The sequence below is a fragment of the Yoonia sp. genome, from assembly GCF_017854415.1.
In the GTDB taxonomy this organism is placed as follows: domain Bacteria; phylum Pseudomonadota; class Alphaproteobacteria; order Rhodobacterales; family Rhodobacteraceae; genus Yoonia.
In genome coordinates, this window is record NZ_JAFMHR010000058.1 from 1 (window position 1) to 18,160 (window position 18,160).

23 protein-coding genes and 1 tRNA gene are annotated in these 18,160 nt (G+C 54.2%); 17 read left to right on the plus strand and 7 right to left on the minus strand.

The features are described from left to right. Positions 1–321: 321 nt before the first annotated feature. Positions 322–411 (minus strand) — tRNA-Ser (locus tag QZ197_RS08250). A gap of 141 nt (positions 412–552) precedes the next feature. Between QZ197_RS08250 and QZ197_RS08255 the strand changes: the two genes are divergently transcribed. After that, positions 553–1,386, plus strand: a complete 834-nt coding sequence (locus QZ197_RS08255) for a DUF2059 domain-containing protein (protein WP_296431404.1) — start codon at positions 553–555, stop codon at positions 1,384–1,386. Between the two features lie 69 nt (positions 1,387–1,455). Beyond that, on the plus strand, positions 1,456–1,860 hold the full coding sequence (locus QZ197_RS08260; protein WP_296431405.1) for a hypothetical protein: 405 nt from the start codon (positions 1,456–1,458) through the stop codon (positions 1,858–1,860). Here the strand turns inward: QZ197_RS08260 and QZ197_RS08265 are convergent. After that, positions 1,857–2,204, minus strand: a complete 348-nt coding sequence (locus tag QZ197_RS08265; RefSeq protein ID WP_296431406.1) for a hypothetical protein — start codon at positions 2,202–2,204, stop codon at positions 1,857–1,859. The genes QZ197_RS08260 and QZ197_RS08265 overlap by 4 nt on opposite strands. Before the next feature lie 177 nt (positions 2,205–2,381). Here QZ197_RS08265 and QZ197_RS08270 point away from each other — a divergent pair, with 177 nt between their 5' ends. The 6 genes from QZ197_RS08270 (at position 2,382) to QZ197_RS08295 (ending at position 7,610) form a co-directional block, all read left to right on the plus strand. Next, positions 2,382–3,080, plus strand: coding sequence for a 50S ribosomal protein L21 (locus QZ197_RS08270; RefSeq protein WP_296431407.1), 699 nt, complete (start codon positions 2,382–2,384; stop codon positions 3,078–3,080). Positions 3,081–3,091: 11 nt separating this feature from the next. Then, entirely contained in the window at positions 3,092–3,361 is a 270-nt protein-coding gene (gene rpmA / locus QZ197_RS08275) for a 50S ribosomal protein L27 (RefSeq protein WP_296431408.1), read from the plus strand. Positions 3,362–3,557: 196 nt separating this feature from the next. Then, positions 3,558–4,100, plus strand: coding sequence for a GNAT family N-acetyltransferase (locus QZ197_RS08280; protein ID WP_296431409.1), 543 nt, complete (start codon positions 3,558–3,560; stop codon positions 4,098–4,100). Between the two features lie 91 nt (positions 4,101–4,191). Continuing rightward, entirely contained in the window at positions 4,192–5,238 is a 1,047-nt protein-coding gene (obgE, locus tag QZ197_RS08285; RefSeq protein ID WP_296431410.1) for a GTPase ObgE, read from the plus strand. Then, positions 5,226–6,332 carry a glutamate 5-kinase gene (gene proB / locus QZ197_RS08290; RefSeq protein WP_296431411.1) on the plus strand — a complete coding sequence of 369 codons (1,107 nt, stop codon included), beginning with the start codon at positions 5,226–5,228 and terminating at the stop codon, positions 6,330–6,332. Before obgE ends, proB begins: the two co-directional genes overlap by 13 nt. A gap of 9 nt (positions 6,333–6,341) precedes the next feature. Next, positions 6,342–7,610, plus strand: a complete 1,269-nt coding sequence (locus tag QZ197_RS08295) for a glutamate-5-semialdehyde dehydrogenase (RefSeq protein ID WP_296431412.1) — start codon at positions 6,342–6,344, stop codon at positions 7,608–7,610. Here the strand turns inward: QZ197_RS08295 and QZ197_RS08300 are convergent. Further along, on the minus strand, positions 7,607–8,197 hold the full coding sequence (locus QZ197_RS08300; protein WP_296431413.1) for a histidine phosphotransferase family protein: 591 nt from the start codon (positions 8,195–8,197) through the stop codon (positions 7,607–7,609). The two genes, QZ197_RS08295 and QZ197_RS08300, sit on opposite strands and share 4 nt — an antisense overlap. Before the next feature lie 29 nt (positions 8,198–8,226). On the opposite strand from QZ197_RS08300, the gene QZ197_RS08305 reads away from it, so the two are divergent. The 3 genes from QZ197_RS08305 to QZ197_RS08315 all read left to right on the plus strand — a co-directional run bounded on the left by QZ197_RS08305 (position 8,227) and on the right by QZ197_RS08315 (position 10,126). Beyond that, the gene (locus QZ197_RS08305) at positions 8,227–8,406 is read left to right on the plus strand and encodes a DUF3553 domain-containing protein (protein WP_296431414.1); all 180 of its coding nucleotides are present in this window, start codon (positions 8,227–8,229) and stop codon (positions 8,404–8,406) included. A 99-nt stretch (positions 8,407–8,505) separates the two neighbouring features. Continuing rightward, positions 8,506–9,303: a GNAT family N-acyltransferase gene (locus tag QZ197_RS08310; protein ID WP_296431415.1), complete on the plus strand. Its 798-nt coding sequence runs from the start codon at positions 8,506–8,508 to the stop codon at positions 9,301–9,303. Then, on the plus strand, positions 9,296–10,126 hold the full coding sequence (locus tag QZ197_RS08315) for a lysophospholipid acyltransferase family protein (RefSeq protein WP_296431416.1): 831 nt from the start codon (positions 9,296–9,298) through the stop codon (positions 10,124–10,126). Before QZ197_RS08310 ends, QZ197_RS08315 begins: the two co-directional genes overlap by 8 nt. Here the strand turns inward: QZ197_RS08315 and QZ197_RS08320 are convergent. Further along, positions 10,106–10,729: a thiamine phosphate synthase gene (locus QZ197_RS08320; protein WP_296431417.1), complete on the minus strand. Its 624-nt coding sequence runs from the start codon at positions 10,727–10,729 to the stop codon at positions 10,106–10,108. The two genes, QZ197_RS08315 and QZ197_RS08320, sit on opposite strands and share 21 nt — an antisense overlap. 136 nt (positions 10,730–10,865) lie before the next feature. On the opposite strand from QZ197_RS08320, the gene QZ197_RS08325 reads away from it, so the two are divergent. The 3 genes from QZ197_RS08325 to QZ197_RS08335 all read left to right on the plus strand — a co-directional run bounded on the left by QZ197_RS08325 (position 10,866) and on the right by QZ197_RS08335 (position 14,294). Beyond that, on the plus strand, positions 10,866–11,606 hold the full coding sequence (locus QZ197_RS08325) for an RNA methyltransferase (protein ID WP_296431418.1): 741 nt from the start codon (positions 10,866–10,868) through the stop codon (positions 11,604–11,606). Positions 11,607–11,687: 81 nt separating this feature from the next. Beyond that, positions 11,688–12,824: a heme A synthase gene (gene ctaA, locus QZ197_RS08330; RefSeq protein WP_296431419.1), complete on the plus strand. Its 1,137-nt coding sequence runs from the start codon at positions 11,688–11,690 to the stop codon at positions 12,822–12,824. Next, positions 12,825–14,294 (plus strand): carboxypeptidase M32, encoded by a 1,470-nt coding sequence (locus QZ197_RS08335; protein ID WP_296431420.1) that lies wholly within the window; start codon positions 12,825–12,827, stop codon positions 14,292–14,294. A 43-nt stretch (positions 14,295–14,337) separates the two neighbouring features. On the opposite strand, the gene QZ197_RS08340 is transcribed toward QZ197_RS08335, so the two are convergent. Then, positions 14,338–15,174, minus strand: coding sequence for an enoyl-CoA hydratase (locus QZ197_RS08340; protein WP_296431421.1), 837 nt, complete (start codon positions 15,172–15,174; stop codon positions 14,338–14,340). Between QZ197_RS08340 and QZ197_RS08345 the strand changes: the two genes are divergently transcribed. The 3 genes from QZ197_RS08345 (at position 15,173) to rpsI (ending at position 16,696) form a co-directional block, all read left to right on the plus strand. Next, entirely contained in the window at positions 15,173–15,592 is a 420-nt protein-coding gene (locus tag QZ197_RS08345) for a PaaI family thioesterase (RefSeq protein ID WP_296431422.1), read from the plus strand. The two genes, QZ197_RS08340 and QZ197_RS08345, sit on opposite strands and share 2 nt — an antisense overlap. Positions 15,593–15,737: 145 nt before the next feature. Next, a complete protein-coding gene (rplM, locus tag QZ197_RS08350) occupies positions 15,738–16,199 on the plus strand; it encodes a 50S ribosomal protein L13 (RefSeq protein ID WP_296431423.1) in 462 nt (153 codons plus the stop codon). Beyond that, complete coding sequence (rpsI, locus tag QZ197_RS08355; protein ID WP_296431424.1) at positions 16,199–16,696, plus strand: 30S ribosomal protein S9; 498 nt, start codon at positions 16,199–16,201, stop codon at positions 16,694–16,696. Before rplM ends, rpsI begins: the two co-directional genes overlap by 1 nt. A gap of 142 nt (positions 16,697–16,838) precedes the next feature. Here rpsI and QZ197_RS08360 read toward each other — a convergent pair whose 3' ends face one another. After that, positions 16,839–17,690, minus strand: coding sequence for a creatininase family protein (locus tag QZ197_RS08360; RefSeq protein ID WP_296431425.1), 852 nt, complete (start codon positions 17,688–17,690; stop codon positions 16,839–16,841). After that, the coding region (locus tag QZ197_RS08365) for a sterol desaturase family protein (RefSeq protein WP_296431426.1) at positions 17,687–18,160 on the minus strand (474 nt) is incomplete at its 5' end. The genes QZ197_RS08365 and QZ197_RS08360, both read right to left, overlap by 4 nt.

An 18,160-nucleotide genomic window follows, 5' to 3' on the forward strand; every position in this document is an offset into this window, starting at 1 on the left:
GCATGTGTCTTGTCCGTTCAATTAAGGACGGACACAAAGGGTCAAGTTGGGATGGGACACCCCGATGCCACAACTACGCACCCATTTGGGAGAAACGTAGTATAATCAATGACTTGCCATGTAAATGGCTCCGACGGTAGGGATCGAACCTACGACCAATTGATTAACAGCCCATTGGTTGAATTGTGGCGTGTCAAGGGTACTCGATAAGCCCTAAACTACCGCCAGATTCAGTATTTTTGCCTTTGGTACACTTTTTGGCACAAGAGGTTTCAAATAAAAGACAAAACCCCTTAAAAACAATGTTTTAACTGTATTTAGTGGCGGAGAGACAGGGATTCGAACCCTGGGAACGCTTGCACGCTCAACGGTTTTCGAGACCGCCCCGTTCGACCACTCCGGCACCTCTCCGCGGGGATCGCAGGCGTGGTACTGCGCAGCGCCAGCCTTCGCAAGAGGCAAACCGCATTGTGCTGACAATTGCGTCAACGACCTTGGAATATGACAGGGTGGTGCATATGACTGGAGTATAATTAAGCCAAAGGAACATTGATGCCGCGTTTTGCCACCGCCTTTGCTTTGATCGCCACGATCACAGCCGCACCCGTTTATGCGCAGTCAGTTGAAACTGCGAAAGTTGACGCCTTGTTTGTGGCGCTCGGGATGCCTGAAATCATCGACATCATGCGCGAGGAGGGGCTGGAATACGGCACGTCATTGGCCGCCGAGATGGTGCCAGGGGGTGTTTCGCCCGACTGGGTCAAGGCAGTCGAAGCGATTTATGATCCGCAAATGATGCTAGAAGAAGTCCGTGGCGCATTTGGCGAGGCGCTTGATAGCGCAAATGTTGATGCCATGCTGGATTTTTACACCTCCGAAACTGGTGCTGCTATTATCAATCTTGAGGTGAGTGCCCGCCGCGCGATGCTAGACGATGCCGTTGAAGAGGCCAGCATCGATACTGCAGCAATTCAGATGATGGATGAAACACCACGTTACTTGCAGGTTCAGCAGTTTGTCGAAGCCAATGATCTGATCGAGAGCAATGTTGTTGGGTCGCTGAACTCCAGCTATGCCTTTTATACCGGCTTGATCGACGGTGGTGCGATGCCAGCGGGTGTGACGCATGACACCGCGCTTCAAGATGTTTGGTCCCAAGAAGCCGATATTCGCGAAAGTACGACGGAATGGATATATTCGTTCCTGCTAATGGCATACCACCCGCTGTCTGATGATGAACTCGCCGCCTACATTGCGTTCTCGGACACGGCCGCAGGGCAGGAATTGACCTCTGCTTTGTTTGTGTCGTTTGATGGTATGTTCGAAGATATATCGCGCGCTCTTGGGTTTGGCGTCTCACGCTTTATGACGACACAAGAGTTGTGATTGCTCAAGGTCTATGCATCGCGTAAGCCGAGACTATACTGCAGTCGTTGCCAAAAAGGATTTTGTTTCATGCCCTCGATCAAACATGCGCTGGCTGCTTTGTGCTTGCTGGCTGCCTGCGAACAAACAGCCCCTATTGCGCCGCAACCTGATTTACCTGCCGATGATCCGGGACAAGCAGAGTTGATTACCGGCGAATGTGCGATCTATTTTGCTGCAGTCGCCCGACTTGAGGCCGAAGGTCGCGCAGTGAGCGGCAATCCAACGCACGACTGTCCTGCAGAGGCGGCTGGGATTGCAGCCAACATCAATGCAATGGTCAGCGTTCCACCAATTATGCCGGGTTATCCGCAGACACTTTACCAGCGGATCTTAGCGCGCGGAATTCCGGTAGATGTGGCTGACGATATCGCCAAATCCAAAGCATTCTGGGATCAAGTGGCAAAGCGGGATTCGTTGCTCGCCGGGTTCTAAGCGCCGTAAACCATCAATGCAGTGACCAATGCGCCGGGTGCCGTGTTATAAAGTGCGATGTCAGATTGCAGCTGGATGATGCGGGCAGGGCGGTCAGTCATGGGAACACCTGCGATATTCATCGCCTCCGACAGTGCTGGCCCGCCACCTGCAAGTATATCTTGGATTATCGCGTTGAAGTTGGATTTGACATTGACCTCTACCTGACTGCGACGCTGGCTGTAGGCTACATTTTGGGCAGCCGTTGCTATCCCGCTTATGGGCAGCAAAAGCGGGTTGCCAACATGATTAGCTTCGCTCGAACAAGCGGACAGGAATGTAATTGTGATCAATGGCCAGCGCATGGGGATTTCGCCTTCTTGTTGCTTGACTTACATAGGCAATGGTCGCATAAGCCGCCAACCTTACAAGGGACTTGTGAGGTGTTATGCGATAATTCGCCCAAGGGCGCGCAGTCCACAGGTACCAAACGCCCAACTTGATTGGGGGCCTTAGAGACGCGATAGACAAAGGAAAAACATATGTTTGCGGTTCTCAAAACCGGCGGCAAGCAGTACAAAGTTGCCACAGGCGACGTACTTCGCGTCGAAAAGCTGGCAGCTGTTGCTGGCGACAAAATCCAATTCAACGAGATTCTGATGGTCGGCTCCACCGTGGGTGCACCTTTTGTTGAGGGCGCTGGCGTCCAAGCAGAAGTGATCGACCAGATCAAAGGCGTTAAGACGATCAACTTCGTCAAGCGTCGCCGTAAGCACGGCTCGCAGCGCAAAAAAGGCCACCGTCAGCAACTGACACTGGTTCGTATTGCAGAGATCCTTGAAAAAGGCGCAGACAAGTCTGGCGTTATGGCTGCTGTTTCCGGCGCAGGTATCACGACTGTGACAGGCGCAAACGGCGCACCGACCTCCAAGAAGGCCGCTGCAGCCGCTGCACGTGCTTCGACACCAAAGACAGACGCACCGAAGGCCGCAAAGCCAAAGGCTGCACCAAAGGCGAAAGCGGCACCAGCCGCTGCTGCAGGTGCTGACGATCTGAAAACACTGTCCGGTGTTGGCCCCGCGCTTGAGAAAAAGCTGCACGCTGCTGGCGTGACATCTTTTGCGCAGATCGCCGCATGGACCCCAGAGGATGTGGCTGCTATGGACGAGAAACTCTCGTTCAAAGGTCGTATCGAACGTGAAGGCTGGATCGCGCAAGCGGCTGAGCTGGCTAAAGGCTAAGGAGAGACCAAATGGCACATAAAAAAGCAGGCGGTTCATCCCGTAACGGACGCGACTCAGCTGGTCGTCGTCTTGGCGTAAAGAAATTCGGTGGCGAAGTCGTCATTCCAGGTAACATCATCATGCGCCAACGTGGCACAAAGATGTGGCCAGGTATGGGCGTCGGCATGGGCAAGGATCACACGATTTTTGCAACCATCGACGGTAACGTCAAATTCCACAAAGGCCTCAAGGGCCGTACCTTTATTTCGGTTCTTCCAGTGGCGGAGGCCGCTGAATAGTCCGAATTTCTCAGGTAATACGAATTGAGGGGATCGGTGCAAACCGGTCCCCTTTTAAATTGGCGAAAGCTGATTAGGTATCTTTAAGAAAGGCGCGGCATTGGCCAATGAATTGGCACAATCGGCGTTTCATCATTTTGCCATTCTTTGAAAATAGGAATGAGCCGAATGAAGTTTGTTTTCGGGGAGGAAAGCAATGCGACATGAAGAGATCATCGTGCAAGACACAATCGAAGCCGCACGCTTTGTGCTGCGCCCATGCCGTAAATCCGACGCTGGTCTGATTGCGTTGTACGCAAGCGATGACCGCGTGGCCCGTGGCACGCGCGCGATGCCGCACCCGCTGCCCCCCGGTTCAGTCGAGGCGATGATTGATCGTGCCACGCAGCCGAAACGTTCTGAAGATGTGTGGGTCATTGATGGATCAGCATATGGTCACGCCGAAGCGTTGGGGTTGATCACGCTTGAACATATGGACCGCGCCCAATCCGAGATTTTCTACTGGATTGCGCCTGCATTCTGGAACACCGGTTTCGCGACAGAGGCAGTGCGCACGCTGATAGCCGCTAATCCGCATAAATCCGACCGGATTTTCGCAGAAGTCTTTCAAGACAATCCGGGGTCTGCACGTGTGCTGACCAACTGCGGCTTTGACTACCTTGGCGACGCAGAGGCGTTTTCTGTATCTCGCAATGCAACAGTGCCCACTTGGACATATACGCTTAAACAATCACATTAATCGGCCCGTCATGGATTTGGTCGAGGATCGCTTGAGAACTGCTGCACAGTAGTTTATCGGCGGTTTAGAATAGCCCCAGAAAGCCAAAAACATGAAATTCCTCGATCTTGCCAAGGTCTACATCCGGTCTGGCGCTGGCGGCGGCGGCTGTATCTCGTTCCGTCGCGAGAAATTTATGGAATATGGTGGTCCTGACGGTGGTGATGGCGGCAAAGGCGGCGATGTGATCATCGAGGCTGTCGACGGTTTGAATACCCTCATCGATTTTCGCTATCAGCGGCACTTTTTCGCAGGCAGTGGCCAGCACGGAATGGGCAGCCAGCGCACCGGTAAAGATGGCGAAGCAAAGTTGCTGCGCGTACCAGTTGGTACTGAAATCATTGATGAAGACGAAGAAACAGTTATCGCCGATCTGACAGAAGTTGGTCAGAAAATCGTCATCGCCAAAGGCGGTAATGGTGGTTGGGGCAACCTGCAGTTCAAGACATCTACGAACCAAGCGCCACGCCGGTCAAACCCCGGACAAGAAGCGATCGAGCGTACGATTTGGTTGCGTTTGAAATTGATCGCTGACGTGGGGCTGCTGGGTATGCCAAACGCCGGTAAATCAACCTTTCTGGCGGCTACTTCGAACGCACGGCCCAAAGTTGCCGATTACCCGTTTACCACGTTGGTCCCCAATCTTGGTGTGGTTGGCATTGACGAGGTCGAATTTGTTGTGGCCGATATTCCGGGCTTGATTGCGGGTGCCAGCGAAGGGCGCGGTCTGGGTGACATGTTCCTTGGCCATGTTGAACGTTGCGCCGTGCTGTTGCACTTGATTGACGGCACATCTGGTGATCCGGCTGGTGATTTGACCACTATTATCGCTGAACTAGAGGCTTATGGCGGCGAATTGGCTGAAAAGCCGCGGATCACTGTTCTGAACAAAATCGACGCGCTTGATGATGAAGAACGCACGTTCCTGCGGGACGAGATCGCCGACGTCGCCAAAGGCCCTGTGTTGATGATGTCCGGTGTAAGCCGTGAAGGTATCCCAGAAGTTCTGCGCGCCTTGCGTGCCGAGATTGACGACAACCGCCTGCGTCACCGCACTGCAGCGGAGGCTGAAGATGAGGCCCAAGAATGGCGGCCTTAACTGACGCGAAACGTCTTGTTGTCAAGATTGGCTCAGCCCTGTTGGTTGATGCCAAAACCGGCACATTGCGCCAAGAATGGCTGACGTCACTGGCCGCAGATGTTGCACGCATTCGCGCACGTGGCACAGATGTGATTGTTGTGTCGTCCGGTTCAATAGCACTTGGGCGCGGTATTCTGGGCCTTCCCATGACACCGCTCGCGTTAGAGCAATCACAAGCAGCTGCAGCAGTCGGACAGATCAGATTGGCGCGTGCCTATGAAGAAGCACTTAGCCCACACGGGATCATCACGGGTCAAGTTCTTGTCACCCTTGAGGATAGTCAGGATCGCCGACGCTATCTGAATAGTCGCGCGACGATGGAAACGATGTTGGGCCTTGGCGTCACGCCAATTGTTAACGAAAACGACACAATCGCAACGGATGAGATCCGATATGGCGACAATGACCGGCTTGCAGCACAAGTTGCCGTGACAGTCGGGGCCGATCAGTTGGTGCTTTTGTCGGATGTGGACGGGTTATATACTGCCAATCCTTATCTGAATAGCGACGCGCAACACCTTGCTATTGTAGAAAAAATCACACCCCAGATAGAGGCGATGGCAGGTGAAGCGGCCTCTGGCCTCTCGAAAGGTGGGATGATCACCAAAGTAATGGCGGCACGTGTCGCGACAGATGCCGGCTGTGCGATGGCGATTGCACTTGGCACTGGACTGAACCCACTGGCGCAGCTTGAAAATGGCGCGGCTGCGACGTGGTTTAGTGCGCAAACCGATCCTCAAGTAGCCCGGAAGCGTTGGATTTCTGCTATGAAACCACGCGGAACAGTGATGATTGACGCAGGTGCTGCTGGTGCGTTGGATCGCGGAAAGAGCCTGCTTCCGGCAGGGGTCATTCAAATCAACGGCAACTTTGGACGCGGCGATCTGGTGGCGATTGTTGATCCAAGCGGCGCGCAGTTGGGGCAGGGCCTTGTACGCTACACGAGCGTTGAGGCGCGGCAAATCATGGGGCGCAAGTCGGCTGAAATTTTCGCAGTGTTGGGCTACGAAGGCCGTTCCGCATTGGTGCACCGCGACGACATGGTACTTTAAAGGGGTGGAATGATGGACATGCATGACACAATGGAAGCGATGATGGAGCAGATCGGGAAAGACGCCCGCGCTGCGGCAGCCATTTTGGCGACCGCTGGTTCCGAACGGAAATATGCTGCATTGATTGGCGCCGCCGATGCAATCTGGGAAAACCGGATGGCAATTATGGACGCGAATGCAGAAGATCAGCTTTACGCCGAAGAAAAGGGTTTAAGCCCTGCGATGATGGACCGCTTGATGCTGGACGAACCACGCATCAGGGCAATGGCTGAAGGTCTGCGCAATGTTGCGGCACAGCACGACCCAGTGGGCGAGGTGATGACTGAATGGGACATGCCTACGGGCCTGCATATCCAACGTGTGCGCACCCCATTGGGCGTGATCGGTGTCATTTACGAAAGTCGCCCGAACGTGACTGCTGATGCGGGTGCATTGTGCCTACAGTCAGGCAATGCCGTGATCTTGCGCGGCGGTTCAGAAAGCTTTCATTCCTCTGTTGCGATCCATGAATGCCTGCAAACTGGCCTGAAACAGGCGGGTCTGCCGGCGGCTGCAATCCAACTGGTACCAACGCGTGACCGCGCCGCTGTATCTGCGATGCTGACGGCGACGGACTATATCGACGTGATTGTTCCGCGCGGTGGCAAGGGCCTTGTTGGGCTGGTGCAACGCGAGGCGCGCGTCCCGGTTTTTGCCCATCTTGAGGGGATTTGCCATATTTATGTTGGCGCGACAGCAGATCCTGCCATGGCGCTTGAGATCGTGTTGAACGCCAAAACACGCCGGACCGGAATTTGTGGCGCGATGGAATGCTTGCTCATCGATTGGCGGTTTTACACGCAACACGGTGCGATCCTGATTGATGCATTGCTCAAGGCCGGTGTCGAGGTGCGCGCCGATGGTGATCTTGCGAAGATCACAGGCACGATACCCGCCAAGCCGGATGATTTTGGCAAGGAATTTCTTGATATGATTTGCGCTGCCAAGCTGGTGGACGGCGTGGACGAGGCGATTGCGCATATCCGCACGTTTGGGTCAAACCACACCGACGCGATCATCACCGCCGACGATCAAGCCGCCGCACATTTCTTCAAAGAACTCGATAGCGCGATTTTGATGCGCAATGCATCGACCCAGTTTGCCGATGGTGGTGAATTTGGCATGGGCGGCGAAATCGGGATTGCGACGGGCAAATTGCATGCCCGCGGCCCCGTTGGAGCAGTACAGCTTACCAGTTTCAAGTACCTTGTCACTGGGGATGGCGCGATCCGCACCTAGAAACGGGCGATCAAATAGTCGGGGTTGGGGTCAAATTTCAGGTGCCGTCCGGCCTCTGCTAACACACTGGGCAACAACGCAAATTGTACTTGCGCGGCATTATGCAGGTAGCCCATTTTGGGTGACAAAAGGCTATCCCAAAGGTCGCCGTCAACCACCAGACGCCTACCTTCGGCGCGCATAACCCACTCGCCGCTGTCCTGATATATCTGGATGTCACCACCAAGCGGCATCGCCGCCTCGAGGGCTTGCAGCATCAAGAGCGCACATCGCACCATCCGGCGCGGCTGATCGTTTTCTATCTGCCAGATATAGTTGAATCGCCCGCCACGCGCATTGGCGGATAGGATGTACAAAACCTCTGCACGGCTGACCATCTGGTCTTCGGATGCGGCCCCATAAGCGATCCGGAAGTACCTGATGCGTGCGCTGGCATTTTGAACGCTTTCATTGATCAGTGCCATCTCGGCGCCCGTATCACCGTCTGTCAGCGATAAAAGCTCCACCCCATTGCCGATTGCGCCGATTGGGCTGATAAGGTCGTGACAAATTCGCGAGCCGACAAGGGCAGCAAGATCAAGTTGCATAACGGGGCCTCCGAAGGGAAAGGGATAAGATGTCAGATATCAATGCGATCCTTGAGCCGGGCATGCTGGTCCAGCACCCCACGCAACCTGATTGGGGCATCGGACAGGTGCAGTCCAATATCGGGGGCAAGATCACCGTAAACTTCCGAGATGCGGGTAAGGTCGTCATTGATGGTAAAGCCGTACTTCTGTTAATCGTTACATCTTGAATACAACCAAGGGTAGAGTTAACTTTTTAAGAGTCAATGGCCTTCGCTATGAAGCCGGAATATAATTGAGAACTGATTAATCTGGATCAAAGATACTTTATGTCGCCACGGCCCCATAAATTAAAGCATATTGCACCCATCCTTGAGACAAGGTTGGCGGTGTCAGCGGCTGATCTGCATGCAGCGCAACGCTTGCGCTATGATGTTTTCGTCAAGGAATTGGGCGCGGGCGGTTCTGGGGTTTCCCATGATATGCAATTAGAGCGTGATTATTTCGATGCATTTGCACAACATCTTTTGCTCATTGATCGGGCACGACCCGACGACGCGCAAGTGGTCGGTGTTTACCGCGTAATGACTGAAGCTATGGCTGCACGGGCAGGGCGGTTCTACTGCGAAGATGAATATGATCTTTCTAGTTTGCGGGGCAGCGGCCAAAAACTATTGGAATTGGGGCGTTCGTGTTTGCATCCTGATTATCGGGGTGGTGCGGGAATGTTGCATTTGTGGGCGGCGCTATCTGACTATGTGACGTCGCATGAAATTGACGTGCTGTTCGGTGTCGCGTCGTTTCACGGCACGGATATTGCGTCATTGGCACAACCGCTCAGCTGGCTTTACCACAAGCACCTTGCGCCTGCGGAATTGCGCGTGACGGCAAAAGGGCAAACTGCCGAGCGTATGGATGTTCTGTCACCTGACAAAATCGACCGCATTGCAGCGGTGCGGCAAATTCCTGCGTTAATCAAAGGTTACCTGCGTCTGGGTGGTACCGTGGGCGATGGCGCTTTTGTTGATCATGACTTCAACACCACGGATATCTGTCTGATTTTGCAAAAAGATGTCATCAATGCTTTGCAGCAAAAGATTTATACCACAGGGGGTGCGCGTGGCTGATACGTGGCACAGTGAACAAAGCCCGCCACCAGAAGGTATCACTGCGGGTGGCTGGGTGAGGGTGGTTTTACGCGCGATCCCTTTGGTGATTTTGGTGTTTGGCGGTTTGGGGCTGCTGCTACTGGTCCGCCTGATCGAAGCACCGATTTTTGGTGCCCGCAGACCCGTGACCCCCTTCATCACGCAGTTTGTGTGCCGCGTCGCATTTGTATTGCTCGGGATGAAATACACAAGCGCAGGCATGCCAATGCAAGGGCCGGGTGCCGTTGTTGCAAATCATGCATCTTGGCTGGATATCTTTGCTTTGAATGCCCGCAAGCGCATCTATTTCGTCGCCAAATCAGAAGTCGCAAATTGGCCCGGAATCGGCTGGCTGGCGCGCGCGACTGGCACGGTTTTCATCAAACGGAACCGATCGGATGTTGCAGCCCAGATAGCGGTCTTTAAAGACCGCTTGGCTGCAGGACACCGTTTGCTTTTCTTTCCCGAAGGCACGTCGACAGACGGTCTACAGGTACTGCCATTCAAACCGACGCTGTTTGGTGCGTTTTTCGACGACCAAATCAAAGACACGCTGCAAATGCAGGCGGTTACGGTGAATTACGTTGCACCAGCAGGGGCGGATGCCCGATTTTACGGCTGGTGGGGGGATATGGATTTTGCACCGCATTTGTTATCGACGCTGGCTGCGAAACGTCAGGGTGGCGTGCATGTGGTTTATCACCCACCTGTCACAGTTTCTGATTACGCCAACCGAAAGGTGCTTGCTAAAGCGATGGAAGAAACCGTGCGCGCGGGCCTATCACAGCATCGCACTACGTAGCGCTGTTAAGGCTTTCGCAGGACTATCATTGCCCCATATCTCGTCGCCTATTCCGAAGAAATCCGTATGCGGGGCCAGTGTGCGGATAAGATCGGCAGTCAACGCGCCTTCGGCGACGACTGGCACTTCGATCATCATGGACCACCATTCAAACAACTCTAGCTCTGCCTGACGACCATCGCCCAAGGGCGTCGCACCCACGGGGCCGAAGCTGACGTAGTCTGCACCCAGTTCGCCTGCGGTCATTCCGTCGTGTCGGGAATTGCCGCAATATGTGCCGATGATCGCATCATCGCCAAGGTCTTTGCGTACTTTTTTGACCGTGCGCGCCCCGTCTTGCAAATGCACACCGTCAAGACCCAGACGTTCGACCAGCATAATGTGGCTGTCGATGACCAAGGCGACGTCGCGCTCGTGGGTCACTTCGCGCAGCGCGTCGGCGGCTTTTGAGATCCGGCTTTCATCTGTTGTGCCAAGGGCAAGGCGCACGCATGCGACTTCTGTGCTATCAAGGCAGGCGGCCAATTGTGCGGGGTATGACGACAGATCAAACTCTGAAGGTGTGATCAGGTAGATTTGCGGGTGGTCTTGGGCGTCTGTCATAGCGTGCATTTTCCGAGAGTTGATCAGTGTTGCCGTGCTTCTAGCGGGGTTTGATCCGCTTGGCTATGGGATGGGTGGTGCTTGCCTTGGGTTCAAGGGCCGCGTATCACGCCGCCACCGCCCCAAAGGATGCCAAATGCCCAGTACTGACCCACAACCCGCCTTCGTTTTGATCCGCCCTCAAATGGGCGAAAACATTGGTGCGGCCGCGCGTGGCATGTGGAATTTCGGACTGGACAGGATGCGCATTATTGATCCGCGCGACGGCTGGCCCAATCAAAAAGCGGTGGCCATGGCAAGCGGTGCAGGGCGTTTGCTGGATGACGCGCAGATTTTCGATGATACCGCTGCAGCGGTCGCCGATTGTGACTATGTCTATGCGACCACGGCACGTCCGCGCGGTCTGACCAAGCTGGTTTTATCGCCAGAGGCCGCAATGCAGGACGCGCGTGCGCGGATCGCCAGCGGCCAAAAAGTAGCGGTGATGTTTGGCCCCGAACGTGCGGGCATGGAAAACGATGATATCGCGCGGGCCAATGCGATCATTTCGGTGCCGGTTAATCCTGATTTTCCGTCATTGAACTTGGCGCAATGTGTATTGCTCACAGGATACGAATGGCGCCGCGAGGCCGTGCCTGCCGCGGCCGCGCGCGTCGATGCCGTCGGTGATTGGGCTGAACAGATCGAGATCGAGAAGCTTGGCGATCATTTTGAAGAGCGACTTGAAATCGCAGGGTTCTTTTTTCCGGAACACAAAGCTGAGAACATGAAAATGAACTTGCGCAATATGTGGTCGCGGATGCCGTTGACGCGCGCTGATGTGCAGATGTTGCATGGTACAATGCGCCAGATGGTCCGTTGGAAAGAACGCGGCTAGTACCTGACCTGTGGCACCCTGACGCTTGCGATCAAGCCGCGTCAGTTCTAGGTAAAGCCCCAGACCAACCGGAGGCCAGACATGGCAACGAAGCGCAATATTTTCGAAGACGTCGGCGACACCCCCAAACAAACCGCAGCCCCAGGCGGCATTGACCGCGCGGGCACAGGCGCGCGCGGTTTGATCCGTGGCTGGTTGATGGTGCTGTTCGGCCTTGTCCTTGTGATGATCGTCGTCGGTGGATTAACCCGCCTGACAGATAGCGGTTTGTCGATCACAGAATGGAAACCTGTCACCGGTGCCATGCCACCGATGTCCGAGGCCGCATGGACCGAAGAGCTCGAAAAATACCGCGCGATCCCGGAATACCAGTTGCAGAACAAAGGCATGACAATGGCCGAGTTCAAAGTGATCTATTGGTGGGAATGGGGACATCGCCAATTGGGCCGCTTTATCGGCCTCGTTTGGGCTGTTGGATTTGTGTACTTCCTAGCCGCAAAAAAGATACCGAACGGCTGGACGGGCCGGCTGTTGTTCATTGGTGGCTTGGGTGGCCTGCAAGGGGCTATTGGTTGGTGGATGGTGTCCTCTGGATTAGAAGAAGGCATGCTTGACGTCGCCTCTTACCGCTTGGCGACGCATCTGGGATTGGCCTTTGTGATCTTTGGCTTCATCGCGTGGTTCATCTATTTGTTAGGGCGCAGTCAGGCGGACTTGTTGCAGGCGCGCCGCAACGGGGACGCGGGGTTGGCAAAGCTGAGCTCGGTTTTAGTGGGTTTTGTCTTTGTGCAAATCATCCTTGGCGCGTTGGTTGCTGGCATTGACGCAGGCCGCGCGTTTCCTGATTGGCCACTTATGGCGGGTGGCTTCTTGCCGCCGCAGCCGTTTGATCTGATGCCGCTATGGCGGAACTTCTTTGAGGACGCAGGCCTTGTGCAATTCATGCACCGGATGGCGGGATATCTCTTGTTTGCTTATGGCATCTTCGTTTGGACCCGCGCACGCCGCGTCGCAAATGACCAAACGCGGTTTACCTTTAACGCTGTTATTGCGGTCATGACCCTGCAGATGGTGCTGGGCATTATCACCGTGCTTTATTCGGCACCTTGGCAGCTTGCGATTACACATCAATTGGGCGCTGTCATCCTGTGGGCGTTGATCTTGCGCGGGCGTTTTCTGGCCCAGTATCCGCGCGCACAATCTATTCGGGGTGCTTAAATGACTGCTTATGATGATCTAATGACATTCCAGCGCGACACAGAAGCGCTGGGTCAAGTGGCTGGCCGCCTTGGCTGGGATCAAGAAACCATGATGCCCGAAGGGGCGACGCCGCAGCGCGCAGAAGAACATGCCGCGATGGCCAATATTTTGCACGCGCGCCGCATTGATCCACGTGTCGGCGACTGGTTGGCCAAGGCTGAACCAGCAGACGATGTCGCCGCCGCTAACTTGCGTCACATCAAGCGCAGCTTTGAGCGGACCGCGAAGGTTCCTGCAAGGCTTGCTGCAGAACTGGCACGCACAACGTCGCTTGCACATCGCACTTGGGCACAGTCACGGGCCGACGAAGATGTCGCGTCATTTCTGCCAATCCTGCAAAAAGTAGTGGATTTGCGCAAAGAAGAAGCAAGCGCAATCGCGGGCAATACCGATCCCTATGACGCTCTTTTGGACGACTATGAACCCGGTGCAACGGGTGACAGCATTGGCGCGATGTTTGCCAGTTTGCGTCCGCGTCTGGTGGCATTGCGCAGCGCGATTTTGGATCGGCCCGCACCTGCCAAACTGTCCGGAACATTTGATGATGCGGCGCAACTGGATTTGTCGACCAAGCTTGCGCTGGCCTTTGGGTATGACTTGAACAATGGCCGCATCGACAAAGCTGTGCATCCGTTCTCAAGCGGGTCGGGTTTGGACGTTCGGATTACGACCCGCACGAATGCTGTCGATCCGTTCAACTGCTTTTATTCGACTGTCCACGAGGTCGGCCACGCCGCCTATGAGCAGGGGATTGACGCGGCCCATTTGCTGACACCTGTGGGTGCAGGTGTGTCGATGGGTGTGCACGAAAGCCAAAGCCGGATTTATGAAAACCAACTGGGCCGCAGTCGCGCGTTCACGGGTTGGCTCTATGGGCAAATGCGCGATCAATTTGGTGACTTTGGTATCGCAGACGAAGACGCGTTCTTTGCGACCGTGAACCGTGTCAGCGACGGGTTTATTCGGACCGAAGCCGATGAGGTCCAATATAACCTGCATGTCCTGCTACGCTTTGATCTTGAACGTGCGCTGATGTCTGGCGATCTGGCTGTCGGTGATCTCGAAAGTGCGTGGAACGACCGCTTTGCGGCTGATTTTGGCTATAGCGTCGACAAGCCGTCAAATGGTGTTTTGCAAGACGTGCATTGGTCTGAGGGTCTGTTTGGATATTTTCCGACATACACCTTGGGCAACGTCTATGCAGGCTGTTTGAACGAAGCGATGCGCGTGGCAGTGCCAAGTTTGGATGATGACCTTTCGCGCGGCGATACGTCAAAGGCAACACGCTGGTTGCGCGAGAATGTCCAGCAATTTGGCGGACTGCGTCCACCTGTGGATACGATTGCCCATGCGACAGGCAACTCCCCGTCAGAGGGTCCATTGTTGGACTATCTTGAGGCCAAATTTAGCGGCATTTACCAACTGTAAGCTGGGGATGCCTCCGGCGGAAGTTTTCAGGGGAAAAAGAAGTTCAAGGCCAATCGGGGCTGCGTTTTTCAAGAAATGCACTGATGCCTTCGTCTGTCATTGAATCCAACATGTTTTCAACCATGATTTGCCCTGCGTAGGCATAGGCGTCTGCCGTCGTCATTTGCGCCTGTTTATAGAACGCTTGCTTGCCGGTTTTTACAGCAATGGGCAGCTTTGACGCGATCGTGTTGGCAAGTTCTTGGGTCGCATTATCGAGTTGATCCGCGCTCACTGCGCGGTTGATCAATCCCAATTCTTGCGCCTCGCGTGTGTTGATAAACCGACCCGTCGTCAGCATTTCAAAGGCTGCTTTGCGCGGAATGTTGCGGGTGAGCGCAACCATAGGCGTTGAACAGAATAGCCCGATATTCACGCCGTTGACGCCAAAGCGGGTTTCATCCGCGGCAATTGCCAGATCACAGGTCGCGACCAACTGGCAGCCTGCGGCGGTGGCGATGCCGTGGACTTGGGCGATGACGGGTTGGGGCAGAGCTTGGATCGTTTGCATCATGGTTGCACAGCGATCAAACAGGTCTGCGAAATATGCGGCGCCACCGTCATCCGCCTGCCGTCCGGCCTGCATTTGCTTAAGGTCATGGCCTGCGCAAAACGCTTTGCCTGTGCCGCGCAGAACGACCGCGCGTACCGATTGGTCGGTTGCAATATCATCAAACGTCACCTGCAACGCGGCTAACATCTCGTCAGACAGTGCATTCAAACGCTCTGGTGCGTCCATCGTCAGCGTCGTCACAAAATCACGATCTTCGCGGTGCAGGATTGTCATTTCTATTCTTTCCGTGTTGGTTCGCAGCAATCCTAATTCAGCACGAGGCGACATGGAACTCAAGATGGACATCCCCGCACTTCAGGCATTCCTGAAGACGCAGTTCCCGCAAGTTGCCGGTGAGTTGGAGGTCGTCGCGCTGCCTGATAACGGCTTGACGCTGAAGCTGAGCGTCCATGACCATCACTTGCGTCCGGGCGGAACCGTTTCGGGACCGTCCATGTTTATGCTCGCGGATGTGGCGGTGTATTTGGCCATTCTGGCACGGCTTGGACCAGTCGCATTGGCGGTTACGACCAGTTGCGCAATGGATTTCATGCGCAAACCTGCGGCTGGGGCCGATCTTGTCTGCGAAGCGCGCTTGTTGAAGTTGGGGCGCGTTTTGGCGGTTGGGGATGCGATGATATATAGTGCAGGGCAGGTGGCGCCAGTTGCGCGGGCCAGCATGACCTATTCGATCCCGCCAAAATAGTGGGGTATATTGATACCTAATTTGTAAGCTATTGTATTTGCTATATTTTGCTGGCTTGAACGCGCTTGACTGCGCCCGCACCCCATATATAACGCCCCAATCTAATGACACGTGGCATCCTGCCACCCCAAACTTTTGGTGTAATATGAAAACCTTTACCGCAACTCCTGCGGATATCGACAAGAAATGGATCCTGATTGACGCTGAAGGCGTTGTTCTGGGTCGTCTTGCGTCGATCATCGCAATGCGCTTGCGCGGCAAGCACAAGCCATCCTTCACGCCGCACATGGACATGGGCGACAACGTGATTGTCATCAACGCTGAGAAAATCCAGATGACTGGAAACAAGCGTGATGAGAAGTACTATTGGCATACCGGCCATCCGGGCGGCATCAAGTCCAAAACAAAAGCTGACATTCTTGACGGTGCACACCCAGAGCGCATCATCATGAAAGCTGTTCAGCGCATGTTGCCTGGTGGCAAACTGTCCCGCCAGCAAATGACTCACTTGCGCGTTTTCGCAGGTACAGAGCATGGCATGGAAGCCCAGAAGCCCGAAGTTCTGGACGTCGCGTCCATGAACAAAAAGAACACGAGGACTGCATAATGTCTGATCAAGTGAACTCTCTCGAAGAGCTGGGCCAAGTCGCCGAAGGCGTTGAAGCACCCGCAGCTGTGGTTGAAACAGCGATCGTTCGCGAACCTGTGCGCGATGCACTGGGTCGTTCTTATGCAACTGGTAAGCGTAAAGATGCGGTTGCCCGCGTCTGGATCAAGCCAGGTTCCGGCAAAGTTGTCGTGAACGGCAAAGAAATGAAGACGTATTTTGCACGTCCCGTTCTGCAGATGATCCTGCGCCAGCCATTTCAGGTTGCCGGTGTTGTTGACCAGTTCGACGTCATGGCAACTGTTGCTGGTGGTGGTCTGTCCGGCCAAGCTGGTGCGGTCAAGCACGGTGTTTCAAAAGCACTTCAGCTTTATGATCCAACACTGCGCGCTGCGTTGAAAGCCGCTGGCTTCTTGACACGCGACAGCCGCGTAGTTGAGCGTAAGAAGTACGGTAAAGCAAAAGCACGTAAGAGCTTCCAGTTCTCCAAGCGCTAATCGCTGGACGAAATTTGAGCTATTTAGGTTTTGGAAAAGCGCGGTTTTTACCGCGCTTTTTCTTTTTCCTATACCCGTTTGATATATTGTCTGCGGTTAGGAAAACTTGATATGGCTAACGCGCCTACAAACCTGAAACAGATCAGTCGGCTTCTCGTGCTATTTGACGAAGTGCGGCTTGAACTTTGAGGGCGAGCATCCTGTCGCCAATTGCTTTTGTAGCAAGTGATGGTGCACCGTCGAAACCCGCAACCATATCTTCTGGAGGAGGGACGAAGCGCCTGCGCACACCTCCAGGGTTTACGGCCAAGACTTCAGACGTGTCACGCATAGCGGCATGCTGCCCAATCTGATCGCGGGAATATCCTTGCTCTCGTAGCCATTCTGTCTGACCGTTTGCTGCATAATAATCCGAAATTTGCAGTACACGAATGCCGCGATTAGCCCATTCCTGACTCAGCGCTACGGCGGTTGATTGCTGGGCAGGTTGGTTCCAAGCACTGTCACCGATGAAGATGATCCGTTGAAACCCATGTGTTGCAAGGCTACGAGCGGTATCTTCTAGCAGTGCTGCGAAGACTTCTTCGCGTACACTTATGGTTCCTGGAAACCGCATATGTAGGCTTGGCTCGTCACCATAAGTCCCTTCGGGTACGTATGCGATCACTGGTGCTACAAGAGTATTTCCAAGCTCTTTCGCAATAAGTTCGGCTGCTGCGGCTATAACATAATTATGTTTGCCTAGAATAACATGTGGACCATTTTGCTCGGTTCCGCCTGTAGGGACGATAACCGTGTCGTAGCCTTGCTCTAAGGCACGTGCAACTTCAGTCCAAGTCAGGTCCTGCAAGTTGACCGAACTCAGTTTGGCGTTCGGTGTACTTTCGAAACCTCTATCTTGCCCGAAACCCACAAATAGACCAATACCAAGGGCCAGTGCTACAATTCCAAGTCGCGCATAACGGGTCAGACTGGATACTGCGCGTGATTTCACAAGTACACCGCACCGAGCATTGCTACCCCTCCCGCTAAAACCAAAAAGGTCAGTGGAGCAGCAGCTTTCTTTGGCGCAAACAATCCCCATGCTTTGGCAAATGGTTTCAGATAAATCTCTGTGATGGAGCTGAATGGGTTGGGTTCTTCCCGAGAAATCCCAAATTCCAATTTTTCATATCCAGCAGGCACATACAGTGTACCGAAAAGCCAATCCCAGAATGCAAAAATCAATCCGAAATTCTTGTCGAAATGCTTGGGATCAATGGAGTGATGCGTCTGGTGTTGCGCAGGGCTGATGAAGATGTACGAGACCCAAGTTGGATAATTGACCCAAATGTGTGAGTGCCGCAGGTTGTACCCAACAAGGTAAAACGCAAAGACGACGATGTTGACATTCATCACAGTGATGTCGTGCGGATTTGCAGCGGTGATGTAGCTAAAGCCCGCGAAAGCAAGCGCAGTCAGTCC

What these genes read in the sequence shown, in the direction of transcription:
- QZ197_RS08255 (WP_296431404.1), top strand. Translation starts at nt 553, where the DNA reads ATGCCGCGTTTTGCCACCGCCTTTGCTTTGATCGCCACGATCACAGCC.
- QZ197_RS08260 (WP_296431405.1), top strand. Translation starts at nt 1,456, where the DNA reads ATGCCCTCGATCAAACATGCGCTGGCTGCTTTGTGCTTGCTGGCTGCC.
- QZ197_RS08265 (WP_296431406.1), bottom strand. Translation starts at nt 2,204, where the DNA reads ATGCGCTGGCCATTGATCACAATTACATTCCTGTCCGCTTGTTCGAGC.
- QZ197_RS08270 (WP_296431407.1), top strand. Translation starts at nt 2,382, where the DNA reads ATGTTTGCGGTTCTCAAAACCGGCGGCAAGCAGTACAAAGTTGCCACA.
- rpmA (WP_296431408.1), top strand. Translation starts at nt 3,092, where the DNA reads ATGGCACATAAAAAAGCAGGCGGTTCATCCCGTAACGGACGCGACTCA.
- QZ197_RS08280 (WP_296431409.1), top strand. Translation starts at nt 3,558, where the DNA reads ATGCGACATGAAGAGATCATCGTGCAAGACACAATCGAAGCCGCACGC.
- obgE (WP_296431410.1), top strand. Translation starts at nt 4,192, where the DNA reads ATGAAATTCCTCGATCTTGCCAAGGTCTACATCCGGTCTGGCGCTGGC.
- proB (WP_296431411.1), top strand. Translation starts at nt 5,226, where the DNA reads ATGGCGGCCTTAACTGACGCGAAACGTCTTGTTGTCAAGATTGGCTCA.
- QZ197_RS08295 (WP_296431412.1), top strand. Translation starts at nt 6,342, where the DNA reads ATGATGGACATGCATGACACAATGGAAGCGATGATGGAGCAGATCGGG.
- QZ197_RS08300 (WP_296431413.1), bottom strand. Translation starts at nt 8,197, where the DNA reads ATGCAACTTGATCTTGCTGCCCTTGTCGGCTCGCGAATTTGTCACGAC.
- QZ197_RS08305 (WP_296431414.1), top strand. Translation starts at nt 8,227, where the DNA reads ATGTCAGATATCAATGCGATCCTTGAGCCGGGCATGCTGGTCCAGCAC.
- QZ197_RS08310 (WP_296431415.1), top strand. Translation starts at nt 8,506, where the DNA reads ATGTCGCCACGGCCCCATAAATTAAAGCATATTGCACCCATCCTTGAG.
- QZ197_RS08320 (WP_296431417.1), bottom strand. Translation starts at nt 10,729, where the DNA reads ATGACAGACGCCCAAGACCACCCGCAAATCTACCTGATCACACCTTCA.
- QZ197_RS08325 (WP_296431418.1), top strand. Translation starts at nt 10,866, where the DNA reads ATGCCCAGTACTGACCCACAACCCGCCTTCGTTTTGATCCGCCCTCAA.
- ctaA (WP_296431419.1), top strand. Translation starts at nt 11,688, where the DNA reads ATGGCAACGAAGCGCAATATTTTCGAAGACGTCGGCGACACCCCCAAA.
- QZ197_RS08335 (WP_296431420.1), top strand. Translation starts at nt 12,825, where the DNA reads ATGACTGCTTATGATGATCTAATGACATTCCAGCGCGACACAGAAGCG.
- QZ197_RS08345 (WP_296431422.1), top strand. Translation starts at nt 15,173, where the DNA reads ATGGAACTCAAGATGGACATCCCCGCACTTCAGGCATTCCTGAAGACG.
- QZ197_RS08340 (WP_296431421.1), bottom strand. Translation starts at nt 15,174, where the DNA reads ATGTCGCCTCGTGCTGAATTAGGATTGCTGCGAACCAACACGGAAAGA.
- rplM (WP_296431423.1), top strand. Translation starts at nt 15,738, where the DNA reads ATGAAAACCTTTACCGCAACTCCTGCGGATATCGACAAGAAATGGATC.
- rpsI (WP_296431424.1), top strand. Translation starts at nt 16,199, where the DNA reads ATGTCTGATCAAGTGAACTCTCTCGAAGAGCTGGGCCAAGTCGCCGAA.